17 protein-coding genes and 1 pseudogene are annotated in these 22,777 nt (G+C 63.2%); 11 read left to right on the top strand and 7 right to left on the bottom strand.

Going from position 1 to position 22,777, the window contains the following annotated elements; all coding sequences use genetic code 11:
* Positions 1-79: 79 nt before the first annotated feature.
* Complete coding sequence (locus ACI2KG_RS07300) at positions 80-1,027, bottom strand: choline ABC transporter substrate-binding protein (RefSeq protein ID WP_404661390.1); 948 nt, start codon at positions 1,025-1,027, stop codon at positions 80-82.
* A 462-nt stretch (positions 1,028-1,489) separates the two neighbouring features.
* On the opposite strand from ACI2KG_RS07300, the gene ACI2KG_RS07305 reads away from it, so the two are divergent.
* The 7 genes from ACI2KG_RS07305 (at position 1,490) to ACI2KG_RS07335 (ending at position 13,829) form a co-directional block, all read left to right on the top strand.
* Positions 1,490-2,866: an L-serine ammonia-lyase gene (locus tag ACI2KG_RS07305; protein ID WP_404661391.1), complete on the top strand. Its 1,377-nt coding sequence runs from the start codon at positions 1,490-1,492 to the stop codon at positions 2,864-2,866.
* 528 nt (positions 2,867-3,394) lie between these two features.
* Positions 3,395-4,501 (top strand): GlxA family transcriptional regulator, encoded by a 1,107-nt coding sequence (locus ACI2KG_RS07310; protein ID WP_085625951.1) that lies wholly within the window; start codon positions 3,395-3,397, stop codon positions 4,499-4,501.
* A gap of 189 nt (positions 4,502-4,690) precedes the next feature.
* On the top strand, positions 4,691-5,191 hold the full coding sequence (locus ACI2KG_RS07315) for a sigma-70 family RNA polymerase sigma factor (RefSeq protein WP_404661405.1): 501 nt from the start codon (positions 4,691-4,693) through the stop codon (positions 5,189-5,191).
* A 98-nt stretch (positions 5,192-5,289) separates the two neighbouring features.
* Positions 5,290-6,246: a FecR family protein gene (locus ACI2KG_RS07320; RefSeq protein ID WP_404661392.1), complete on the top strand. Its 957-nt coding sequence runs from the start codon at positions 5,290-5,292 to the stop codon at positions 6,244-6,246.
* Positions 6,247-6,513: 267 nt separating this feature from the next.
* Positions 6,514-9,351 carry a TonB-dependent receptor plug domain-containing protein gene (locus ACI2KG_RS07325; protein WP_404661393.1) on the top strand — a complete coding sequence of 946 codons (2,838 nt, stop codon included), beginning with the start codon at positions 6,514-6,516 and terminating at the stop codon, positions 9,349-9,351.
* A gap of 30 nt (positions 9,352-9,381) precedes the next feature.
* Positions 9,382-12,165, top strand: coding sequence for an insulinase family protein (locus ACI2KG_RS07330; protein WP_404661394.1), 2,784 nt, complete (start codon positions 9,382-9,384; stop codon positions 12,163-12,165).
* Positions 12,162-13,829: an ABC transporter ATP-binding protein/permease gene (locus tag ACI2KG_RS07335; protein ID WP_404661395.1), complete on the top strand. Its 1,668-nt coding sequence runs from the start codon at positions 12,162-12,164 to the stop codon at positions 13,827-13,829. Before ACI2KG_RS07330 ends, ACI2KG_RS07335 begins: the two co-directional genes overlap by 4 nt.
* A gap of 121 nt (positions 13,830-13,950) precedes the next feature.
* Here ACI2KG_RS07335 and ACI2KG_RS07340 read toward each other — a convergent pair whose 3' ends face one another.
* From ACI2KG_RS07340 to choX, 5 genes are all read right to left on the bottom strand, one after another.
* Positions 13,951-14,208 (bottom strand): hypothetical protein, encoded by a 258-nt coding sequence (locus tag ACI2KG_RS07340; RefSeq protein WP_159412923.1) that lies wholly within the window; start codon positions 14,206-14,208, stop codon positions 13,951-13,953.
* Positions 14,209-14,594: 386 nt separating this feature from the next.
* Positions 14,595-15,071, bottom strand: a complete 477-nt coding sequence (locus ACI2KG_RS07345; RefSeq protein ID WP_404661396.1) for a thioesterase family protein — start codon at positions 15,069-15,071, stop codon at positions 14,595-14,597.
* A 10-nt stretch (positions 15,072-15,081) separates the two neighbouring features.
* Positions 15,082-16,047, bottom strand: coding sequence for an L-carnitine dehydrogenase (locus tag ACI2KG_RS07350; RefSeq protein WP_404661397.1), 966 nt, complete (start codon positions 16,045-16,047; stop codon positions 15,082-15,084).
* Between the two features lie 171 nt (positions 16,048-16,218).
* The gene (locus ACI2KG_RS07355) at positions 16,219-17,103 is read right to left on the bottom strand and encodes a 3-keto-5-aminohexanoate cleavage protein (RefSeq protein ID WP_404661398.1); all 885 of its coding nucleotides are present in this window, start codon (positions 17,101-17,103) and stop codon (positions 16,219-16,221) included.
* Between the two features lie 199 nt (positions 17,104-17,302).
* Positions 17,303-18,247: a choline ABC transporter substrate-binding protein gene (gene choX / locus ACI2KG_RS07360; protein ID WP_404661399.1), complete on the bottom strand. Its 945-nt coding sequence runs from the start codon at positions 18,245-18,247 to the stop codon at positions 17,303-17,305.
* A 146-nt stretch (positions 18,248-18,393) separates the two neighbouring features.
* Between choX and ACI2KG_RS07365 the strand changes: the two genes are divergently transcribed.
* Positions 18,394-19,338, top strand: a complete 945-nt coding sequence (locus tag ACI2KG_RS07365; protein ID WP_404661400.1) for a GlxA family transcriptional regulator — start codon at positions 18,394-18,396, stop codon at positions 19,336-19,338.
* A gap of 166 nt (positions 19,339-19,504) precedes the next feature.
* Here ACI2KG_RS07365 and ACI2KG_RS07370 read toward each other — a convergent pair whose 3' ends face one another.
* Complete coding sequence (locus ACI2KG_RS07370; RefSeq protein WP_400616842.1) at positions 19,505-19,906, bottom strand: lysozyme inhibitor LprI family protein; 402 nt, start codon at positions 19,904-19,906, stop codon at positions 19,505-19,507.
* Between the two features lie 285 nt (positions 19,907-20,191).
* Between ACI2KG_RS07370 and ACI2KG_RS07375 the strand changes: the two genes are divergently transcribed.
* The 3 genes and pseudogenes from ACI2KG_RS07375 to dgcA all read left to right on the top strand — a co-directional run.
* The gene (locus ACI2KG_RS07375) at positions 20,192-21,169 is read left to right on the top strand and encodes a dipeptidase (protein ID WP_033703163.1); all 978 of its coding nucleotides are present in this window, start codon (positions 20,192-20,194) and stop codon (positions 21,167-21,169) included.
* Positions 21,170-21,246: 77 nt separating this feature from the next.
* On the top strand, positions 21,247-21,777 hold the full coding sequence (locus ACI2KG_RS07380) for a DUF5943 domain-containing protein (RefSeq protein WP_201202126.1): 531 nt from the start codon (positions 21,247-21,249) through the stop codon (positions 21,775-21,777).
* A 15-nt stretch (positions 21,778-21,792) separates the two neighbouring features.
* Positions 21,793-22,770, top strand: a pseudogene (gene dgcA, locus ACI2KG_RS07385) (dimethylglycine demethylation protein DgcA); the annotation flags it as partial.
* Between the last annotated feature and the right edge of the window lie 7 nt (positions 22,771-22,777).

Here is a 22,777-nt window from a genome sequence, read left to right on the forward strand (position 1 = left end):
CGAGCTTCCACCTGCATAGATTGAAATCAACCCGGGGCAGGCACGGTCCTGCCCCGAGGTAGCGCTATTGCGTATTTCGTTATTGCGTGAGCTTGGCCTTGGCCGCCTCCAGGCCGGGTTTGCCATCCACAGTGGTAACGCCGGCCAGCCAGGCGTCCAGCTTGCCTGGGTTGTCCTTGAGCCATTTCTTGGCAGCGGCCTCTGGTTTCATCTTGTCGTCCAGGACATAGCCCATCATGGTGCTTTCATCCTTGAGCTCGAACGACAGGTTCTTCAACAGCTGGCCAACGTTGCTGCACTCCTGCACATAGCCCTTGCGGGTGTTGGTCAACACGGTCGCCTTGCCGAAGTCGGGGCCGAAGAAATCGTCCCCGCCGGTCAGGTACTGCATCTTGAAGCGGGTGTTCATCGGGTGCGGTTCCCAACCGAGGAACACCAGCGCTTCACCACGCTTCTGTGCACGGTCGACCTGCGACAGCATGCCGGCTTCGCTGGACTGGATGATCTTGAAACCGGCGTCCTTCAGGCCGAAGGCGTTCTTGTCGATCATGCTCTGGATGGTGCGGTTGCCATCGTTGCCGGGCTCGATGCCGTAGATCTTGCCGTCCAGTTCCTTCTTGAACTTGGGGATGTCGCTGAAATCCTTCAGGCCCTTGTCATACAGCGTCTGGGGCACGGCCAGGGTGTACTTGGCGTTTTCCAGGTTGGCGCGCACGGTCTCCACCGTGCCTGCGTCGCGGTACTGCTTGATGTCATTCTCCATGGTCGGCATCCAGTTGCCGAGAAACACGTCCAGGTCCTTGCCGGTGGCCAGCGACTTGTAGGTCACCGGTACCGAGATCATGGTGGTGTGGGTCTTGTAACCCAGGGCTTCGAGCACAACGCTGGTGGTCGCCGTGGTGACCGTGATGTCGGTCCAGCCGACATCCGAGAAGCGTACCGTCTGGCATTGCTCGGGTTCGGCGGCCTGGGCCAGTAGCGGCGCAGACAACAACGCAGCCAACAACAGCGAGGGTGAACCTTTCATGGATGGACTCCTGTGATTTTGTCTTCGGGTTCGCGTGGGTCGCCGGGCGTTCTGAGGGTCCGGTCGACCAGGCCTGCAGAGGGCAGGTTGCGTGGCCGTGCTTTACGAGTCGCTTTCGATAATCCTCCAGCGCCGGGCAATCGCCTACTGGTGGGGTCGTATCCAGTACGGAACGGGTCGTATCCAGTACGGGCGATGTCGCTTATGGATTTTTCCACCCCCTCGGCCGCATTTTTGCGTCACCAGGCCGCTGTAAAACGGCGTGGCGGGCGCGCTCCCTGCGTAGCTCCCTGAGCAAAATAGTGCGGCGCTGCTGGACAAAATGGCGTCGGTTGCAGACGGCGAGGGGGCCGGTAAAAGCCCGATGATGCAGGCAATTCAAGGCGGCCCTGCTTGAGCCTAGCAGTTACCCCGCCGTGCGCATGACGCGCACAGACAAGCCCAGCAAGAGGTGAATCGACAATGGCCATCAGCGTGTTCGACCTGTTCAAGATCGGTGTCGGGCCTTCCAGCTCCCACACCGTCGGCCCCATGCGGGCTGGCGCCCTGTTCGTCCAGGGGCTGCGTGAGCGCGGCGAGCTGGAGCAGGTAAGGCGGATCGAGGTGCGCCTGTATGGCTCGCTGTCGGCCACCGGTATCGGTCACGGCACCGACAACGCCACCATCATGGGCCTGATGGGCGACTGGCCGGACGCCATCGACCCGACCCAGATCGTGCCGCGCATCGCCGACCTGCGCGAAACCAATACCCTGAAGCTGGACGGGCGTCTGCCCATTGAGTTCGTCTGGGCCCGCGACATGCTGTTGCTGGACGAGAACCTGCCGTACCACCCTAACGCCATGACCCTGATTGCCGAAGGCGAGCTGGGCGAGTTGCACCGCGACACCTACTACTCGGTGGGTGGCGGTTTCGTGGTCGATGCGGCACAGGCCGCCAGTGGCGTACTGGACGCCGACCAGACGGTGTTGCCGTATGACTTCAACAGCGCCGCCGAACTGCTGCAGCTGTGCAAGCAAAACGACCTCAGCGTGTCGCAATTGATGATGGCCAACGAGAAGGTCTGGCGCAGCGAGGCAGAGATTCACGCCGGCCTGCGCAAGCTCTGGGAAGCCATGCAGGACTGCGTCAACAACGGCCTGAAATACGAGGGCACGTTGCCCGGTGGGCTGAACGTGCGCCGCCGCGCCGCCAAGCTGCACCGCAGCCTGCAGGAAATCGGCAAGCCCAACGTGATTGGCTCGACCATGAGCGCCATGGAGTGGGTCAACCTGTTCGCCCTGGCGGTCAACGAAGAAAACGCCGCTGGCGGGCGCATGGTCACCGCGCCTACCAATGGCGCGGCGGGCATCATCCCGGCAGTGCTGCACTACTACATGCGGTTCAGCGATGCGGTGGACGAGTCGAGCGTGACCGACTTCTTCCTGGGCGCTGCGGCGGTTGGCATTCTGTGCAAAAAGAACGCGTCGATTTCCGGCGCTGAAGTGGGCTGCCAGGGTGAGGTCGGTTCGGCCTGTGCCATGGCTGCTGCCGGCCTTGCGCAAGTGCTGGGTGCAACGCCGCCGCAGTTGGAAAATGCGGCGGAAATCGCCCTGGAACATAACCTTGGCCTGACCTGCGACCCGGTTGGCGGGTTGGTGCAGGTGCCGTGCATCGAGCGCAACGCGATCGCTGCGGTCAAGGCCATCAACGCGGTGCAGATGGCCCTGCGTGGTGATGGCGAGCACTTCATTTCCCTCGATCAGGTGATCCGCACCATGCGCGATACCGGGGCCGACATGCACGACAAGTACAAAGAGACCTCGCGCGGTGGCCTGGCGGTCAGCGCCATTGAATGTTGATAGACCTACATAAGCCCTGCGCGGATTTGTAGGAGCGGCCTTGTGTCGCGATCGGGCCGCAAAGCGGCCCCAGCATTTTTTTCATGACAGCAGAAATCCTGGGGCCGCTTCGCGGCCCGATCGCGACACAATACCGCGCCTACATGGCTCCAGCCCAACTTCCATGCTCCTTTATGGTGCAACGCGACGCATACCGATCGTCGGGTGTCGTTATCAGTGTTGGCGTTGTCGGTGACACTCAAGAGTGTCGTTTCTGGGCAACTTACACTGCGCGTGTCACCAAATTGCTCAGCAGTTACACGCACGGCGCCTAGTACGCCGTTTTGCGAAACTTGGCCAACCCGATCAAAGCACCTGATTTGCCAAACAAAGGCGTCGTTTTCAGGTTTTTTTGGATAGCCGTTCAATTTCAGGCACGGCGTTTGCGTTGAGATTGGCCACCAAGCCCCGGCACACGAAATCGGGGTAATAACAAGAAATCAGTGCCCGCCTGAGGCACACCCTGCATTTGTGTGAGGAGAAATCGCGATGACGTCGTACACCTCCGGGAATCCAACCCAGAACCGCACAGCACCCCAGTCCATCGGGTTTCTTCTTCTGGACAATTTCACCCTTATTTCCCTGGCATCGGCCGTCGAGCCGCTGCGCATGGCCAACCAGCTCTCCGGCCGCGAGCTGTACCGCTGGCACACGCTGACCGTCGATGGCGGCCAGGTGTGGGCCAGCGATGGTTTGCAGATCACCCCCGACGCGGCGATGCATAGCGCGCCACCGATCGACACCGTGATCGTCTGCGGTGGCGTTGGTATCCAGCGCACCGTTACCCGCGAACATGTTACCTGGCTGCAGGCCCAGGCCCGTCAGTCGCGCCGCCTGGGTGCCGTGTGCACCGGCAGCTGGGCGCTGGCTTGTGCCGGCTTGCTCGATGGTTTTGATTGCAGCGTGCACTGGGAATGCCTGGCGGCCATGCAGGAAGCCTACCCGCGGGTAAACATGAGCACCCGCCTGTTCACCCTCGACCGCAACCGCTTCACCAGCTCCGGTGGCACTGCGCCGTTGGACATGATGCTGCACCTGATCAGTCGCGACCATGGCCGCGAACTGTCGGCAGCGATCTCCGAGATGTTCGTCTACGAACGTATCCGCAACGAACAAGACCACCAGCGCGTGCCGCTCAAGCACATGCTCGGCACCAACCAGCCGAAGCTGCAGGAAATCGTCGCGCTGATGGAAGCCAACCTCGAAGAGCCAATCGACCTCGACGAACTGGCGGTGTACGTGTCGGTGTCGCGACGCCAGCTCGAGCGCCTGTTCCAGAAGTACCTGCATTGCTCGCCGTCGCGCTACTACCTGAAGCTGCGCCTGATCCGTGCGCGGCAGCTGCTGAAGCAGACGCCGATGTCGATCATCGAAGTGGCCTCGGTGTGTGGTTTTGTGTCGACCCCGCACTTCTCCAAGTGCTACCGCGAGTACTTCGGCATTCCGCCGCGTGACGAGCGCGTGGGTTCCAACACTGCGCAGCAGGTGGCGATGATGCCGATCCCGCAAGCCATGACCCTGTCGCCGCACAGCGGGCCGATGGCGGCCCTGAGCCAGGCGCGCAACGAGTCGACCTTTGCCAGTGTGAGGCTCTGACACCGCGTCGCCTGCTTCGCGGCTTAAGCCGCTCCCACAGGCATTGCACAGCCTTCGAAACTTGTGCAATCCCTGTGGGAGCGGGTTAACCCGCGAAGAGGCCGGCCCAGGCACATACCTTTACCTGTTGATAATGATTCTCGACTGCAGGTAACATCGCCGCCCCGAAACACTTTGGCATACCACCCCGTGGCGGACGACAAACTCCAGCTCTACCTGGCCCACCGGGCGGCATTGCTCGACTATGCCGCGCCGATCGTCGGTTGCCGTGCCCGCGCCGAAGACGTGGTGCAGGAAGCCTGGCTACGCTTCAGCCGCCAGCAGGACGATACCGATATCCGCCACCCGGCCAGCTACCTGTACCGCATCGTGCGCAACCTGGCGCTCGACCAGACCCGCCGCAGTGCCACGGAAAAAGCCCAGCCCGGCGGTGACGAGATTCTCGCCGAGCTGCCCTCCAGCAATGCGTCGCCCGAACAGGCCGTCACCCAGCAGAACGAACTCAGCGCCATCAGCCGCGCCCTGGAAGAACTGCCGCTGCGCACCCGCATCGCATTCGAGATGCACCGCCTGGGCGGCCATACCCTGCAAGAAGTGGCCAGCCACCTGAATGTTTCGGTAAGCCTGGTGCACCAACTGGTGCGCGACGCCCTCAGCCATTGCATGGCACGCCTGGAGGACGACCTGTGAAAAAACGCCAGGCTGCCGCGTCTTTTGCCGAACCGGGCGACTCTGTGCGACCCTTCGCGGCCATTCGCGCCTCCCAGCCACCAGGAGCCATGCCCGACATGACGTCAGCAGACCTCACAGCCAGCCGCCGCGAGCAGGCCATGGACTGGCTCCTGCGCCTGCAGCAGGCCCCGCACGACCCGCAGCTGCGCGAGGCGTTCGAGCAATGGTGCGCGGGCGATACGGCCAATGCCGAGGCCTATCGTAAGGCTGAACGCGTGTGGCAGCTCACCGGGCAACTGGCGCCGAGCACTACCGAACACTGGCCCAAGGCCGAAGTGGTGCAGCTCCCCACGCGCCGTGGCCGCCGCTGGTGGCTCGGCGCCGCAGTGGCTGCCTGCCTGATGATCGCGATAGCGCCCTCCCTGAGCCTGCGCCTGCAGGCCGACTACCGCACCGCCCCGGGCGAAACCCGCGACATCACCTTGGCTGACGGCAGCGTGGTGCAGATGGACAGCGACTCGGCCATTGCAGTGGACTACAGCGGCGATCATCGGGATGTGAAGCTGCTGGCTGGCCAGGCCTTCTTCGAGGTAAAGCCCGACAAAGCCAAGCCCTTCCATGTGCGTGCCGATGACGTGCAGGTGACGGTGACCGGCACCGCGTTCAACGTCGAGCTGCGGCCGGGCAGGGTAGAGGTGGATGTGCAGCATGGCTCGGTACGGGTCGAGGACACTGACGCTGCGCAGGTGCTGGCCCCGGCACTGACGGCTGGGCAACGGCTGCGGTATGTCGATGGGCAGGTGCAGCTACGGGCCTTTGTGCCGACGCAAGCGGCGGCCTGGCGGCAGGGGCAGTTGATTGCTGACGACCAGACGGTGGCCGAGCTGGTGCAGGCGCTGGCGCGCTACCTGCAGGGCGAGGTGCTGCTGCGGGACGATGCCTTGGCCGCCAAGCGGGTGACCGGGGTGTATGACCTGCGGCGGCCTGAGGCGGCCTTGCGTGCGGTGATCCGGCCGCATGGGGGCGAGGTGCGTAGTTATGGGCCTTGGCTTCTGGTGCTGAGTAAGCCTTGAAATTGCCGGGGCCGCTTTGCGGCCCTATCGCGACGCAAGGCCGCTCCTACAGGAGATTGCAAACAGTCTGAAGTTGACGCGACCCCCTGTAGGAGCGGCCTTGCGTCGCGATGGGCTGCAAAGCAGCCCCAAAATCCCCCAGCAAAAATAATTTCAAAATCTTCTGAAAATTCCCCGCACTCCCCCGTCTTCTCCCCGCGCGCAACAACTGATAGCGATTCTTATTAAAATTTGCAGCCCGGCGATTGCCCGGGGCGGGGATGTGGGATGACTGAAACATCAAGCCGAAAGCCGCGCTGCGCGCGGGGTTGGTCGTTGCGCCTGAAAACCGTGGCCGGTGCAGGCGTACTCGGCGCTTGCTGCGCGCTGGCCGCGCTACCTACCCATGCCGAAGAACAAGTCCAGCGCTCGGTAATGGCCCAGGTGAACGCATTCGACATTCCGGCACAGAAACTGGCCATCGCCCTGATCACCTTCGGCCAGCAAAGCGGCCTGCAGGTCTCGGTCGACCCAGACCTGCTCGAAGGCCAGCAATCCACCGCGGTCAGCGGCCAGTTGAGCAGCGAGGCCGCACTCGCTCAGCTGCTGCTGGGCACCGGCATCAGCTGGGACTACGAATACGGCACGCTGATGTTTCGCCTGCTGAAAGCCGACAACGGCGCTCTCGAACTGCACAACACCTTGATCCTCGGCGACACCGAGGAGAACAGCTTCATGGGTGCCACCGTCATTGACCGCAAGGCGATCCAGGCCTTTCCGGGCGCCAACGGCGACGTCACCACGATTCTGCAGATGCACCCCAACGTGCAGTTCAGCAGCGATCAGAAAAGCTCCAGCACCCCCGGTGAGATCGACCCGGCCGATATCAGCATCAACGGCGCCAAGTTCTACCAGAACAACTTCATGATCGACGGCATCTCGATCAACAACGACCTCGACCCCGGCGCCCACGGCTACAACGAAACGCGCCAGTTCGACTCGGCACCCAGTCGCTCCCACGGCATCGCGCTGGACGCCGACCTGCTCGAAGAGATCAAGGTCTACGACAGCAACGTGCCGGTGGAGTACGGCGGCTTCAACGGTGGCGTGGTCGACGCCGTTACTCGCCGCCCGACCCAGGATTTGCATGGCAAGATTTCCTACGCCATGAGCCGCTCGGAATGGACCCGCTACCACATCAGCGGCGAGGACAAGGAAAGCTTCAAGAACTCCTCCAGCGAGCAGAGCCAGCCCGAGTTCAAGAAGACCACGGTGCGCGGCACCCTCGAAGGACACTTCAACGAAGACTTCGGCGCGTTGCTGAATTTTTCGCAAAAGCGCTCCTACCTGCCGCTGCGCACCTACAAGAACGGCTATAACAGCCCCAACAATGAAAACGAGCAGGAGCAGACCCGCGCCCTCGACAACTTTCTGCTCAAAACCTACTGGAACATCAACGACCGCCTGACGCTGGATACCTCGGTCGTCTATGCACCTCAAGAGAACACCTATTTCCGCGAGGACAGCACCGACTCGGGCTACACCAACATCAACGGTGGCTGGCAGGCTTCGCTGAAAACCATCTACGAAGGCGACAGCGCCCGCTGGACCCAACAGCTGGCGGTGACCGACCTGTACGCCTCGCGCGACTCCGACAGCGATGAGTACATCAACTGGTACTGGTCCGCCGACAAAGACTGGGGCAACCCTGACAGCGCAACCTCCCGCAGCCAGCAAGGCGGCTACGGCAGCCTTTACCAGACCCAGCGCGGTATCGACTACAAGCTCAAGGCCGACTGGCAGACCTTCAACCTCGGCACCACCCAGCACACCCTGAGCACTGGCGTGGAGCTGGGCTACCAGCGCGCCAGCTGGGAGCGGGAGGACGATGCCACCGCAGTCACCACCTTCAAGCGTGATGACGGCACGACCTGCGGCAGTGACCCTTACTGCTCAACTGGCACCCTGCTCAATGGCCAGAACCGCCAGTACGGCTCGGCGATGATGGTGTATGGCGCCGGCCGAGTAGACATGGACCAGAAGAAATACGCCCTGTTCGTGCAGGACACAATCGGCTTGGGCAACCTTTCCCTGCGCCCAGGCCTGCGCTTTGAAGGCGACGACTACATGAAGAAAAAGTCGCTGGCGCCGCGCTTGGCTGGCGACTACGACTTCTTCGGTGATCGCAGTACCGTGCTGGTGTTTGGCGCCAACCGTTACTACGGGCGCAACGTCTTCAAGTATCGCCTGGCCGACGGTCGCCAGGCGTTCACCTCGCGCTATACCCGCTCTGCGCAGACCGATGCGTGGACGTTGGCCAGTACCAACAAGAACCTCAGCCAGTTCCGTAGCATGGACATCCCCTACGACGACGAACTGATGCTGGGCCTCAATCAGCGCTGGTTCAACACCGAATTCCAGCTCAAGTACATCAACCGCAAGGGCCACGACCAGATCTACCGCACCCGGCCCTATTACAACCTCGACGAACAAGACATTCCGGACGGTTACAGCAAGGACTACTACGTCTACCTGAATGCCGGCACCAGCGAAACCGAGAACGTCAGCCTGACGGTGACGCCGATGCAACCGCTGCGCTTGAGGGGCACCAGCACCAGTGTGCAGCTAGCGCTGGACTGGTCGCAAAGCAAGGGTGCCCACGGTTCCACGTACGAATCCGGAGTGGACCGTGAAGAGCTGGATAACGACCCGGTGATGTTCGACGGCAAGCTCGTGCCCTACGAGGCGCTGCCGGCCAGCGACTTCAACCGGCCCTGGACGGCTCGCCTGGTGACCATCACCGACATCCCCCAGTGGAACCTGTCGGTCAGCAACTTCTTCCGCTACCGCGGCCCCTACGACCAAGTGGTGCAGGTCAGCCCGGATGCGGAAGTCGACGGCAAGACCTACAGCCGCTACGAAACCGTCGCCACACCTGGCGCACCGACCTGGGACTTGCGCCTGGCCTGGGACATCCCCACCGGCAAAGACCAGGCGTTCTTCGTCAACGTCGATGTCACCAACGTCACCGACCAGGTCAACAAGATCGCCAGCCGCACCTCGACCAGCGTGGTCAGCTACGAAGTGGGCCGCCAGTACGCGTTGGAAGTCGGTTACCGCTTCTGATCCCTCACAACTAGAACCGTGGATACCCTGATGAAAAAGCTCATCGCGGGCCTGCTCGGCCCGCTGTTGCTTGGCGCCTGCGCGTCGATACCCGAACCCGACTCGCCACTGCCTTGGGACAGCCAGGTGGTGCATGGCCAGCTGGCCAATGGCCTGGCCTACCGCCTGGTGCGGGAAACCTCGCAGCCCGGCCGTCTGGATCTGCGCCTGACGGTCAAGGCTGGCTCGGTGGACGAGGCCGACGACCAGGTCGGCGTGGCGCACCTGGTCGAGCACCTGGCCTTCCACAGCCGGGCCGGTGGCAAACAAAAGCTGCGCCAGCGCATGACCGACCTGGGTTGGCTGCAGGGCCGGCACTTCAACGCCGTGACCAATTACGAACGCACCCAGTACCTGATCGGCCCGCCTGCCGGTGTGCGCCAGGCGCCACAAGCGTTGCAGGCCCTGGCCGACCTGGCCTTCGCCCGCGACTACAACGCCCGGGACCTGGAGCAAGAGCGCCCGATCGTGATCGAAGAATGGCGCGGCGGCCTGGGCGTGGCTCAGCGCATGAACGAGCAGCGCACCGCTTCGCAGCGGGTGGGTTCGCGCTACCCCGAGCACCGCACCATCGGCAACGAGGCGGCGATCCGCATGGCCAGCCTGGAGCAGTTGAAGGCCTTCCAGAACCGCTGGTACCTGCCGAACAACATGGTGCTGTCGGCGGTCGGCGATTTCGATCCACAGGCGATGCGCGTGCAGATCGAACAGGCTTTCGCGTCGGCCAAGGCCGGCAAGCTGGCCAGTCGCGAGCAACGTGAACTGTCGCTGGACGACAAGCTCAAGGTATTCCGCTTGCAGGACACCCAGTCGGGCAGCAACCAGGTGGCGATGCTGTTCCGCTCACACGAGCCCGACAGCCGCGGCACCACCCGCAAGGCCCTGCGCGAGCGTCTGATCGACCGTATGACCCTGGCCGCCATGCTTGACAGCCTGCGCCGCCAGCCCCGTGAGCCGGGCGTGCGCAGCCTGGTCGTGCAGAAAACCCTGATCGGTGAACACTCCGCCGTACTGGGGATTGCTGCTGGTGTAAACGGCCAGGCCCACGCCCAGGCGTTGCAGCAGCTACTGACCGAGATCGAGCGCCTGCGCCAGCACGGTTTTACCGAGGCGGACTGGCAGCGCGAGCGGGATCACATTCGCAAGCTGGGCGCCAAGACCGTGGCCAACCAGGCACCGCGTACCTTCGAACAGTGGGTCGAGCAGCTCAACAATGCCGCCGCGCAAGGCAACGCGGTGACCGAGCGCCAGGCCACCGCCGAGCGCTATCTCGAAGTGCTGGGCAGTATCGACCGGGCTGAGCTGGATGCCCGCCTGCGGCGCTGGCTGGCCAGCCCGGACCGGGTGTTGCAGGTCAGCGCGGCGGGTACCTCCAAGGTGGCGCTGCCCAGCGTTGCACAGGTCGAGGCACAGCAGGCCGAGCTGGCCAGCCGCGCGCTCGGCGCACCCGTCCAGCAGGCGCCGGTGGTAGCCGCGCGAGCCAAGGTGGTGATGCCTGCACTGGCGCCGGCGGCTGATATCGTCGCGCGCGAGGCCTTCCCTGAGCAGCAGGTCGAACACTGGCAACTGAGCAATGGTGATCGCCTGGTGTGGCTTAAACGCAACGGCCCGGAGGGCAAGTGGCTGCTGCAGGCAGAATCGCCTGCTGGCTACCAGCAGGATGGTGTACCGGCCTGGCGCCTGCAGATGGCGGCACAGTTGGCCCTGCGCAGCCCTTCACCTGGCATGGATCCGCAGGCTTTGGCCGACTGGCGCCAGCAACAACGCTCCACGCTTGGCCTGGATCACCAGCCGCAACGCCTGCAGATCAACCTGGGTGCTGCCCCCGAGCAGTTCCTGTTCCTGCTGCAGAGTTACCGGATGAGCCAGATGGTCAGTGTTGACCCGGCCGTGCTCGACGAGGCTCGCGATGAGCTGCTGCAACGCCTGCGCAGCCGCCCCGGCGATGTGCGCGGGCGCCAGGAGCAGGCGCAGCGCACACTGAAGTACGGTGTCGATCTCTGGCAGTCGCCGGATGTCGCCAGCCTTGAAGGGCTTACGGTGGCTCAACTCAGCGCCGACTGGCTGCGCATGGCCAGCGCCCCCGTGACCTATTATGTGATGGCAGACATTGCCCCGGAACGGCTCGAGCCCCTGGTGCGCAGCGTGCTGGCAACCATCCCTCGCCGCCAGACAGCAACCGGCAAGCTGGCACTGCAGCAACCCGGCCAGCGCCGCAAGGACCTGGCCATCGCCCTGGAGCCGCGTGCAGTACTGCAAGCCAGCAGCTTCCAGCCACAAGTCTGGAGCCCGGAAGCGGCGGCGCGGATCTCGCTGTTGCGGGATCTGGCCAACCAGCGGCTCAAGGCCCAGTTGCGCGGCGAAGCTTCCGGCGTGTATCGCCTGCGTTTTGACAGCGAACTGAATGCCGATACCCAGCGCATCGAAAGCAGCCTCAGCTTCAGCTGCGACCCGGCACGGGTCGACGAGCTGTGGGCCATGGCCCGGAAGACCCTGGCCAGCCTGCAACCGGATGCCCAGTGGCTAATGACCGAGCGCGCAGAATTCCTGCGTCAGGAAAGCAAGCGCCGCGACGACCCGCAAACCCAGTTCAAACGCCTGATCCTCAGCGACCGCCGCTGGCACGACCCGCGTTACCTGCAGACCCAGGCGCAGCTGTCTGAAGCGCTGACGCTGCCGGAAATGCAGCAGCAGGCGAAACACCTGTTCCCGCGCGCCAACCAGGTACAGCTGCGCCTGTTGCCCTCGGCGGCGGCACTGGAGCAGGACCTGTGAAGACCCTGCGGACCTTCTACCGCCTCAGCCAGCCGTTCTGGCGCAGCCGCCAGCAGTGGCCGGCTTGGCTGATGCTGGCAGCAGTGATCGGCCTGGGGCTGCTGGTGGTACAGATCAATGTGCTGATCAACAGCTGGAGCAAGACCTTCTACGACACCCTGGCAGCATTCGACACGACCCGGCTGTACGGCTTGGTCGGCGAATACGCGCTGTACCTGGGCAGCTATGTGCTGATCGTCGTGGCCATGGACTACATCCGAAAAGGGCTGGAGCTGCGCTGGCGCCAGGCGATGACCGGGCGCCTGACCGATGCCTGGCTGGCCGACCAGGTGTTCTACCGCCTGGGGCTGACCGGCGAACCCGACAACCCCGACCAGCGCATTGCCCAGGACATCGACCTGATGGTCGGCCTGAGCATCGAACTGGTGGCCTCCTTGGTGATCAACCTGGCGCAAGTCGGCGCGTTCGTGGTGATCCTGTGGAACCTGTCGGGCGTGCAAACCTTCAGCCTGTTCGGCGAAACGGTCACTATGCATGGCTACCTGGTGTGGATCGTGCTGTTCTACACCCTGGCCGGCAGCCTGCTGACACACCTGATCGGCAAGCCGCTGCATGCGCTGAACTACGAGCGCGAACACCGCGAGGCGGACTTTCGCGCCAGCCTGCTGCGCAAGCGCGACCATGCCGAGCAGATCGCGCTGTACCGCGGTGAAGCGGTGGAGCGTGAACACTTGGCCGGGCGCTTCCGCGCCATTGCCGATAACTGGCGGCAACTGATGGGGCGTGAGCGCAACCTCAGCCTGTTTACGGTTGCCTACGAGCGCCTGAGTCTGATCATTCCCGTGTTCGCCGCCTTGCCGGCGTTCATGGCCAAGGCCATCACCCTAGGTGGATTGATGCAGATTCGCAGTGCGTTCAACGCCGTGCATGGCTCGCTCAGCTGGTTTATCAAGCTGTATCACAAGCTGGTGCGCTGGAGCGCGGCGCTGCAGCGGCTTGAGCAGTTCGAACAGGCCATAGCCGCCAGCCGCCAGCAGGTGCTCAAGGCACCACAGGGGCAGTGCCTGTGCATGCAGGGCCTGACGTTGTGCAAGCCCGATGGCGGCGTGCTGCTGGAGGCCCTCGACCTCAGCGTGGGGCAGGGCGAATGGGTGCGTCTGGGCGGGCGCAGCGGGTTGGGCAAGTCGACTTTGCTGCGCACCTTGCAGGGGCTGTGGCCTTATTGCGTGGGGGATTGGCAATTGCCGCCGGGGCGCAGCCTGTTGTTGCCACAGAAACCCTACATGCCGCACATGAGTTTGCGCGGGTTGCTGGCTTATCCACAGCTGCGCTCGATCGATGATGTGCAGTTGGTCGATGTGTTGGCCAAAGTGGGGCTGGGTGGCCTGATCGGGCAACTGGACCAGCAGGCGGAGTGGGAGCGTGTGCTTTCGGGTGGCGAACAGCAGCGGTTGAGCCTGGCGCGGGCGCTGTTGTACCGGCCGGATACCTTGTATCTGGATGAGGCGACCAGCCAGCTGGATATGGGCAGTGCGCGGGGGTTGCTCGAGATGCTCAGGCGGGAGCTGTCGGAATGCACGGTGGTGGGCGTGACTCACCAGGAGGGGTTGGTCGGGCTGTTTGACCGGACCTTTGAGCTGGAGCGGTTGGCCGAGCCTGCGTAAGACAGTGCCGGCCTCTTCGCGGGTAAACCCGCTCCTACAAGGTACTCCACAGGCCTCAGGCCTTGTGCAATCCCTGTAGGAGCGGGTTCACCCGCGAAGAGGCCAGTACAGGAAAAACGAATCAGGCGCGCCTGCTGAACTGGGCTAGCGCTGGCAGCAGCTGCTTGTCGATCGCCTGGCGCACCGCCGGCAAGATCGTCGCACTACCGGTATACATCTGCTCGACCATCCCCTTCAGCGCTCGCGCATTGGGCTCGGTCAGCCCACGCACCACCGCTTCGCAAGCCTGCTCGGCGCTGGCACCGGCCGGAATGTCGAACCCGCGCGCGCGCAGGTGGCCTGCCAGATCGTCCTGGTCAATCAAATCCGCATGCATCATGGCTGTTGTCCCTTTTATCGCTAAGAGAGTGCTGCTTTGATTTACGACCGATTCTGTGACGCCCGCGACATACCCGCAACAACAGAATGGCGGCATGGCTGCTTTGGCTAAGAACAGGTCGTTCCCGGCTAAATCCACTTGCCGCGAAGTGCGCACACTCAAGCCATCTACCGCAACGGAGGGTTTGGTCACCCTCGTTCGTGCACAGTGGATGTTGCTCGCTCTTGGCCCCGGATGCTCACGGCTTTCCGGGGTTATTTTTTGCCCGAAGCAACACTTGAAGGCATGCACAAGTCCCTGTGGGAGCGGGTTCACCCGCGAATGCGGTGGTGAAGCTACCAAAGCATTCGCGGGTGAACCCGCTCCCACAGGGGGCGCAGTCGCCTTCAGGGTTTAGTGTTCAGGCCCATCACCCGGCCCACGAACTCGGCGGGCGGCAGGCCCTGCTGCTCATCCACCAACCCCTGAAGCAACCCGACACTCCGCTCACTGAACGGCGCCGACTTTGGCCCCGCCAGGTCCACATGCAGCAGCATCTGCTCGCTGGCCGCCAGCACCTCGTCAAACCCCGCCCGGTGCAGGCTGTGGTAGACGTGCAGGCGCTTGCGATCAAAGCCGATGATCTGCGTCTGCACCCACACCTCACTGCCCAGCTTCACTTCATGCAGGTAGTTGATGTGCGCTTCCAGGGTGAACAGCGAGTTACCACTACGCCCACGGCTATCGGCATCCAGGCCGATGCGCGCCATCAGCGCATCGGTGGCGTAGCTGAATATCAGCAGGTAGAAGGCATCGCGCAAATGCCCGTTGTAATCAACCCAGTCCTGCTGGACCGGGGTGCGGTAGGTGATCAGTGCGGGCATCGCGTGCTCCTCAATCGCCAAAGGCCATGCCGTGCTTGGCTTTACTGGTTTTCACCGCTTGCAGTACTGCCAACAGGGTGTCGTCACGATAGCGCTCCAGTGCGGCGATGCTGCGATCACCCAGTTGCTCGGAGGTCCCTTCGACCACATCGTCGATCAGCTTGTCAGTCAGCTCTGGTGCCGGCAGGTACGTCCACGGCAGCTGCAGCGCCGGGCCGAACTGGGCCATGAAATGGCGCATGCCAGCATCGCCACCGGCCAGGGTATAGGTGAGGAATGTGCCCATGAACGACCAGCGCAGGCCGGCGCCAAAGCGGATCGCATCGTCGATCTCGCCGGTGCTGGCCACGCCGTCGTTGACCAGGTGCAAAGCCTCGCGCCATAGCGCTTCTAGCAGGCGGTCGGCAATGAAGCCGGGGACTTCCTTGCGCACATGCAACGGGCGCATGCCTAAAGCTGTATAGATGATCTTGGCGGCTTCGATGGCCTCGGGGGCAGTGCGGTTGCCGCCGACGATCTCTACCAATGGCAGCAGGTAGACCGGGTTGAACGGGTGGCCGACCACGCAGCGTTCGGGGTGGGTGGCCGACTCGTAGAATTCGCTGGGCAGCAGGCCCGAAGTGCTGCTGCCGATGATTGCGTTTGGCTTGGCGGCGGCACTGATTTTCGCATGCAGGTCTAGTTTAAGGTCCAGACGCTCTGGCGCGCTTTCCTGGATGAAATCGGCGTCGCGCACGCATTCCTCGATGGTGGCCACGAATGTCAGCCGGTCTTGTGCTGCGCAAGGTGCCAGGCCTTGCTTCTCCAGTGCCGGCCAGGCGTTGGCGATACGTTTGCGCAGCGCCTGCTCTGCGCCTGGCGCCGGGTCCCAGGCGATCACGTCCAGGCCGTGGGCCAGGGCGCGGGCAACCCAGCCGCTGCCGATCACGCCGCTACCGAGGGCGGCGAAAGTCTTGATCTCGGTGATGAAGGGCATAGCGAGTCCTCAGGATGAACAGAATTATTGGGACGAGCGCCAATCCTTGTGGGAGCGGGCTTGCCCCGCGAAGCAAGCGGCGCGGTGGTACATGGCACCGGCTGTGCCGGTGTTCGCGGGGCAAGCCCGCTCCCACAAGGATCTGTGGCGCAGCTGCAATCGTTGAAAGGTTCAGCGGCGTTTGAGGTTCATCTTTTCCCGGCCTTCAGCCGGGGTCAGTACGCGGGCGCCCAAGCGCGAAATGATCTCCACTGCGCGCTCGACCAACTGACCGTTGCTGGCCAGCACGCCACGGTCGAGGTACAGGTTGTCTTCCAGGCCCACCCGCACATTGCCGCCCAGCAGCACCGCCTGTGCTGCCATCGGCATCTGCATGCGACCGATGCCAAACCCAGCCCAGGTGACGTTTGCCGGCAGGTTGTCAACCATCGCCTTCATGGTGGTGGTGTCGGCGGGCGCGCCCCACGGGATGCCCAGGCACAGCTGGAACAGCGGGTCGTCGAGCAGGCCTTCCGTCATCATCTGCTTGGCGAACCAAAGGTGGCCGGTGTCGAAGATTTCCAGCTCTGCTTTCACCCCCAGCTCGGTGATGCGCTTGGCGCCGGCGCGCAGCTGCGCAGGGGTGGAGACGTAGATCGAGTTGCCGTCGCCGAAGTTGAGCGTGCCGCAGTCCAGGGTGCAGATCTCCGGCAGCAGTGCTTCGACGTGGGCCAGGCGCTCTAGCGGGCCGATCAGGTCGGTGCCCGGGCCGAACTCCAGCGGCGTTTCACCCGGGCCGATTTCCAGGTCGCCGCCCATGCCGGCGGTGAGGTTGACGATGATGTCCACGTCGGCTTCGCGGATGCGCTCCATGACTTCACGGTACAACGCCACGTCGCGGCTGAAGCGGCCGGTTTGCGGGTCGCGGACGTGGCAGTGGACTACTGTGGCGCCAGCCTTGGCAGCTTCGACGGCGGCTGCGGCGATCTGTTTGGGGGTGACCGGGACCAGGTGGCTTTTCGAGGCGGTGTCGCCGGCGCCCGTCAGGGCGCAGGTGATGATGACGTTGTGGTTCATGGCGGGTTCCTTGTTTAGAGTTTGGCGCTGGCTTTTTGTAGGAGCGGCCTTGCGTCGCGAAAGGGCTGCGCAGCAGCCCCAGGATGTATGCGGCGCTGCTGAAACCCGGGGGCCGCTTTGCGGCCCTTTCGCGACACAAGGCCGCTCCTACACCGACCGGGTAAACCTGTCAGTGGGCGTATGCGGGCAAGGAGCCCGATCAGTTGGCGCTGAGCTTGAGGTTGTCCGCAGCAGGCTTGCCATCGAAGGTGGTCACACCTTCCAGCCAGCGGGCCTTGTCCTCGGGGTGGTCTTTGAGCCACTGGCGGGCAGACTCCAGCGCGTCCTTGTGGTCGAGCAGCGGCTGCATCATGCGGCTCTCGTCCTCGGCGCTGAAGTTCAGGTTGGCCAGCAGGCGGTGGGCGTTGGGGCAGCGTTCGGCGTAGTCCGGGGCGGTCACTGTCCACACCGTGGCACGGCCTTCATCCGGGCCCAGGGCATCCTGGCTGTCGCCCAGGTAGGCCATGTCGATGTTCACGTTCATTGGGTGTGGCGCCCAACCGAAGAACACCACGGCCTCCTTGCGCCGCACCGCGCGGTCGACCGCGGCGAGCATGCCGGCCTCGCTGGACTCGACCAGCTGGAACTTGCCCAGGCCGAACTGGTTCTTGACGATCATCGCCTTGATCTGGGTGTTGGCGCCGGAGCCCGGCTCGATGCCGTAGATTTTCCCGCCCAGCTCTTTTTCGAACTTGTGGATGTCGCCAAAAGTCTTCAGGCCCTTGTCAGCCAGGTACTTCGGCACTGCCAGGGTGGCGCGGGCATCTTCCAGGCTGGGCTTGTCGAGCACCTTGACCTGTTTGGCGTCGACGAACGGGGTGATGGTCTGGGTCATGATCGGGTTCCAGTAACCCAGGAACATGTCCAGGCGTTTGTCGCGGATGCCGGCGAAGATGATCTGCTGCGAAGCGCTGGTCTGTTTGGTCTGGTAACCCAGGCCGTCGAGCAGCACCTGGGCCATGGCGCTGGTGGCGATGACGTCGGTCCAGTTGACCACGCCCAGGCGGACGTTCTTGCAGGCCGCGGGCTCGGCGGCAAAAAGCGGGGAAGTGGCGAGGCTGCTCAAGGCAAGGGTCAACAGGCTGCGGCGGAACAAGCTGTGCATGGTGGCTCTCCATCGGCAGTGCATATTGTTATGGGTTTTGATCTCTCTGGACCGTGTGAACACGCTACGCTGCTGGCAGGGTGAAAAATCGCACCCTGGCGACCAACACTTGCACGGAGGCGACCACCTTTGCCGTGGAGCATGCAATGCCGCAAATCATTCATTTCCTGTTGTTGCCCGGCTTCTCGGCCATGGGCTTCATCAGCGCCCTGGAGCCGCTGCGGGTAGCCAACCGCTTCAAAGGGCCGTCGTACCGCTGGCAGGTACTGAGCCTGGATGGCGGCGCGGTAGAGGCCAGCAATGGCATGTCGGTGAACGCCGATGCAGCGCTGGCGGCGGGCGAGCCGGGTGGCATCCTGCTGATTGTGGCCGGCTTTGAGCCACTGGCCTGCTATGGGCCGGCGCTGCAGCAGGCGCTACGCCGGCTGGACCATGACGGGGTGATTCTGGGCGGTATCGACACCGGCGCAGTGGTGCTGGCCGAGGCCGGCCTGCTAGATGGCCATCGCGCCACCGTGCACTGGGAGGCGCTGGAAGCGTTCAAGGAGAACTACCCGAGCCTGCAGGCGACCCAGGAACTGTTCGAGATCGACCGGCGGCGCATTACCTGCGCGGGTGGCACGGCGTCAATCGACCTGATGCTCGACCTGATTGCCCAGGCCCACGGCAGTGAACTGGCGGTGCAGGTGTCGGAGCAGTTCGTGCTCGGGCGTATCCGCCAGCGACAGGACCACCAGCGCATGCAGATCGCCAGCCGTTACGGCATCAGCAACAAGAAGTTGGTGAAGGTGATTGGCGAAATGGAGCGCAACACCGAGCAGCCGCTCAATACCCAGGTACTGGCCGAAGCGGTGCAGGTGACCCGGCGGCAGCTGGAGCGGCTGTTCCGCGTGCACCTGGATGACACGCCCAGTGGCTTCTATTTGCGACTGCGGCTGGATAAAGCCAGGCAGTTGTTGCGCCAGACCGACATGAGCGTGCTGGAGGTGGGGGTGGCGTGCGGGTTTGAGTCGGCTTCGTACTTTACCCGCTGCTATCGGGCGCGGTACCAGCGTTGCCCGCGGGAGGACCGCTTGGTCAGGGCCGTATGATTTTTTAGCAGTCAGGCGCCGACCTTTGTAGGAGCGGCCTTGTGTCGCGATAGGGCCGCAAAGCGGCCCCGGCCATTTCCGCGGCGAAGCTGAAAATGTGGGGCCGCTTCGCGCCCCTATCGCGACACAAGGCCGCTCCTACAGGGGATAGCGTTGCAATCAGCTCCTACTGCTGGCCGATGGACTGCAAATACTCCGACCGGTCATCACTACGCTGCGCCACACAGGTGTCCCAAGCCGCCTGAAACGCCTTGCTCCCCGGCTTCTCGGCATAGGTCTCAACCTTGCAATCCGCATCGCGCAACTGCGCCCACAGCTTCTCGGCCGCCTCCATGCGCCCGACCAGCGCAGTAGCCTGGCTGCCTTCATCGGCATACTGGTCGCGAATGCGCTGGATCAGGTCGTCATACGCCGCTTTCAGCTCGCGCTCGGCGGTTTGCTTGTTGAACGCCGCACAGGCGAACGTCTGCTGGTCGGTCTCGACGTTGTCGCACGGGGTGCTTTCTTCCTCGCCGGCCTGGGCGCCCGATACGACAGCCAGCAGTAACAGCCATGCCAATGATTTCATCCCTTTCCTCCTCAACAGGCTGACGAATCGCTGGGATTCTCGCTCAGACGAAGGCGCGGCGGTAGCTACCTGTCCAAATGTTCATGAAGCGCCCGCAAACGGCGTTATCGAGACTGTCTCTCATCGCCAGGCAGCGCAGCAGAGGGGCTGTTGTCGCGCATTGACGCTTTCGGCAAACCCCCTGTCGTTTTTGCATCGGGGCGTCGCAAGGCACAGGCATATGCTGGCCCCAAAGCGCCGGCAGAAGATTCGGCGCGGCCCAAATCAACAAAAGGGGACAGCCTGATGAGCCCAGCCGAACTTCACGCCGACAGCATCGTCATCGACGGCTTGATCATTGCCAAGTGGAACCGCGAGCTGTTCGAAGACATGCGCAAAGGCGGGCTGACTGCGGCCAACTGCACGGTGTCGGTCTGGGAAGGCTTCAAGGCGACCGTCGACCAGATCGCCGCCAGCCAGAAGCTGATCCGCGACAACGGCGACCTGGTGATGCCGGTGCGCACCACCGCCGACATCCGCAAGGCCAAGGAACTGGGCAAGACCGGCATCCTCTTCGGCTTCCAGAACGCCCATGCGTTCGAAGACCAGATCGCCTACGTCGACGTGTTCAAGCAGCTGGGCGTGGGCATCGTGCAGATGTGCTACAACACCCAGAACCTGGTGGGCACCGGTTGCTACGAGCGTGACGGTGGTCTGTCGGGCTTTGGCCGCGAGATCGTGGCAGAAATGAACCGCGTCGGCATCATGTGCGACCTGTCCCACGTCGGCTCCAAGACTTCCGAAGAAGTCATCCTCGAATCGAAAAAGCCGGTGTGCTACTCGCACTGCCTGCCCTCGGGCCTGAAAGAGCACCCGCGCAACAAGTCGGACGAAGAGCTGAAATTCATCGCCGACCACGGCGGTTTCGTTGGCGTGACCATGTTTGCGCCGTTCCTGGCCAAGGGCATCGACTCGACCATCGACGACTACGCCGAAGCCATCGAATACACCATGAACATCGTCGGTGAAGACGCCATCGGTATCGGTACAGACTTCACCCAGGGCCACGGCCAGGACTTCTTCGAGTACCTGACCCACGACAAGGGTTATGCCCGCCGCCTGACCAACTTCGGCAAGATCATCAACCCACTGGGCATCCGCACCGTGGGCGAATTCCCCAACCTCACCGAAACCTTGCTAAAGCGCGGCCACTCCGAGCGCGTGGTGCGCAAGATCATGGGTGAGAACTGGGTCAACGTCCTCAAGGACGTGTGGGGCGAGTAAGCCGCTCTCCAAAGCCTGAAGCCCCTGCCAGCAACGCCGGGGCATCCCAAAAAAAAATTTTATGGAGTTGAGTTTCCATGGCCAAGATCGCCCCGCAATTGCCAATCGAAGTCGATACCGAAACCGGCGTATGGACCAGTGACGCCCTGCCGATGCTGTATGTGCCGCGCCATTTCTTCGTCAACAACCACATCGGCATCGAGGAAGTACTGGGCGCTGACGCCTACGCCGAGATCCTCTACAAGGCCGGCTACAAGTCCGCCTGGCACTGGTGTGAAAAAGAAGCCGAGTGCCATGGCCTGGAAGGTGTGGCGGTGTTCGAGCACTACATGAAGCGCCTGAGCCAGCGTGGCTGGGGCCTGTTCGAAATCCAGGACATCGACCTGGACAAAGGCACCTGCAGCGTCAAGCTCAAGCACTCTGCGTTCGTGTACGTCTATGGCAAGTGCGGCCGCAAGGTCGACTACATGTTCACCGGCTGGTTCGCCGGCGCCATGGACCAGATTCTCGCTGCCCGCGGCAGCAAGATCCGCACCGTGGCCGAACAGGTCTACGGCGGGTCGGAAGAAGGCCACGAAGATGGCCTGTTCGTTACAAAGCCGTTGTAAGCCGGAGATAGCGTCATGGCATTCGAAGCAATGTTCCAGCCGATCCAGATCGGCAAACTGACCATCCGCAACCGTGTGCTCAGCACCGCGCACGCCGAGGTCTACGCCACTGACGGCGGCATGACGACCGACCGCTACGTGAAGTACTACGAAGAAAAGGCCAAGGGCGGCATCGGCCTGGCGATCTGCGGCGGCTCGTCGGTGGTGGCCATCGACAGCCCGCAGGAGTGGTGGGCATCGGTCAACCTGTCGACCGACCGCATCATCCCACACTTCCAGAACCTGGCCGACGCCATGCACAAGCATGGCGCCAAGATCATGATCCAGATTACCCACATGGGCCGCCGCTCGCGCTGGGACGGCTTCAACTGGCCGACCCTGATGTCGCCGTCGGGTATCCGCGAACCGGTACACCGCGCCACCTGCAAAACCATCGAGGTGGAAGAGATCTGGCGGGTGATCGGCAACTACGCGCAGGCTGCGCGGCGTGCCAAAGAGGGCGGCCTGGACGGCGTGGAACTGTCGGCAGTGCACCAGCACATGATCGACCAGTTCTGGAGCCCGCGGGTGAACAAGCGTACCGACGAATGGGGCGGCAGCTTCGAAGGCCGCATGAAGTTCGGCCTGGAAGTATTGAAAGCCGTGCGGGCCGAAGTCGGTGACGACTTCTGCGTGGGCATGCGTATCTGCGGTGACGAGTTCCACCCCGATGGCCTCAGCCACGAGGACATGAAGCAGATCGCCGCCTACTACGATGCCACCGGCATGCTCGACTTCATCGGCGTGGTCGGCTCGGGTTGCGACACCCACAACACCCTGGCCAACGTCATCCCCAACATGAGCTACCCGCCGGAGCCGTTCCTGCACCTGGCGGCCGGCATCAAGGAAGTGGTCAAGGTCCCGGTGCTGCACGCGCAGAACATCAAGGACCCGAACCAGGCCACGCGCATTCTGGAAGGCGGCTACGTGGACATGGTCGGCATGACCCGTGCGCCGTGAT

Origin of the sequence: Pseudomonas sp. NPDC089407, from assembly GCF_044900445.1 — a bacterium.
GTDB lineage: Bacteria > Pseudomonadota > Gammaproteobacteria > Pseudomonadales > Pseudomonadaceae > Aquipseudomonas.

Excerpts from the sequence above, each read along its gene's own strand:
- ACI2KG_RS07300 (WP_404661390.1), bottom strand. The coding sequence starts at position 1,027 with ATGAAAGGTTCACCCTCGCTGTTGTTGGCTGCGTTGTTGTCTGCGCCG.
- ACI2KG_RS07305 (WP_404661391.1), top strand. The coding sequence starts at position 1,490 with ATGGCCATCAGCGTGTTCGACCTGTTCAAGATCGGTGTCGGGCCTTCC.
- ACI2KG_RS07310 (WP_085625951.1), top strand. The coding sequence starts at position 3,395 with ATGACGTCGTACACCTCCGGGAATCCAACCCAGAACCGCACAGCACCC.
- ACI2KG_RS07320 (WP_404661392.1), top strand. The coding sequence starts at position 5,290 with ATGACGTCAGCAGACCTCACAGCCAGCCGCCGCGAGCAGGCCATGGAC.
- ACI2KG_RS07325 (WP_404661393.1), top strand. The coding sequence starts at position 6,514 with ATGACTGAAACATCAAGCCGAAAGCCGCGCTGCGCGCGGGGTTGGTCG.
- ACI2KG_RS07330 (WP_404661394.1), top strand. The coding sequence starts at position 9,382 with ATGAAAAAGCTCATCGCGGGCCTGCTCGGCCCGCTGTTGCTTGGCGCC.
- ACI2KG_RS07340 (WP_159412923.1), bottom strand. The coding sequence starts at position 14,208 with ATGATGCATGCGGATTTGATTGACCAGGACGATCTGGCAGGCCACCTG.
- ACI2KG_RS07345 (WP_404661396.1), bottom strand. The coding sequence starts at position 15,071 with ATGCCCGCACTGATCACCTACCGCACCCCGGTCCAGCAGGACTGGGTT.
- ACI2KG_RS07350 (WP_404661397.1), bottom strand. The coding sequence starts at position 16,047 with ATGCCCTTCATCACCGAGATCAAGACTTTCGCCGCCCTCGGTAGCGGC.
- ACI2KG_RS07355 (WP_404661398.1), bottom strand. The coding sequence starts at position 17,103 with ATGAACCACAACGTCATCATCACCTGCGCCCTGACGGGCGCCGGCGAC.
- choX (WP_404661399.1), bottom strand. The coding sequence starts at position 18,247 with ATGCACAGCTTGTTCCGCCGCAGCCTGTTGACCCTTGCCTTGAGCAGC.
- ACI2KG_RS07365 (WP_404661400.1), top strand. The coding sequence starts at position 18,394 with ATGCCGCAAATCATTCATTTCCTGTTGTTGCCCGGCTTCTCGGCCATG.
- ACI2KG_RS07370 (WP_400616842.1), bottom strand. The coding sequence starts at position 19,906 with ATGAAATCATTGGCATGGCTGTTACTGCTGGCTGTCGTATCGGGCGCC.
- ACI2KG_RS07375 (WP_033703163.1), top strand. The coding sequence starts at position 20,192 with ATGAGCCCAGCCGAACTTCACGCCGACAGCATCGTCATCGACGGCTTG.
- ACI2KG_RS07380 (WP_201202126.1), top strand. The coding sequence starts at position 21,247 with ATGGCCAAGATCGCCCCGCAATTGCCAATCGAAGTCGATACCGAAACC.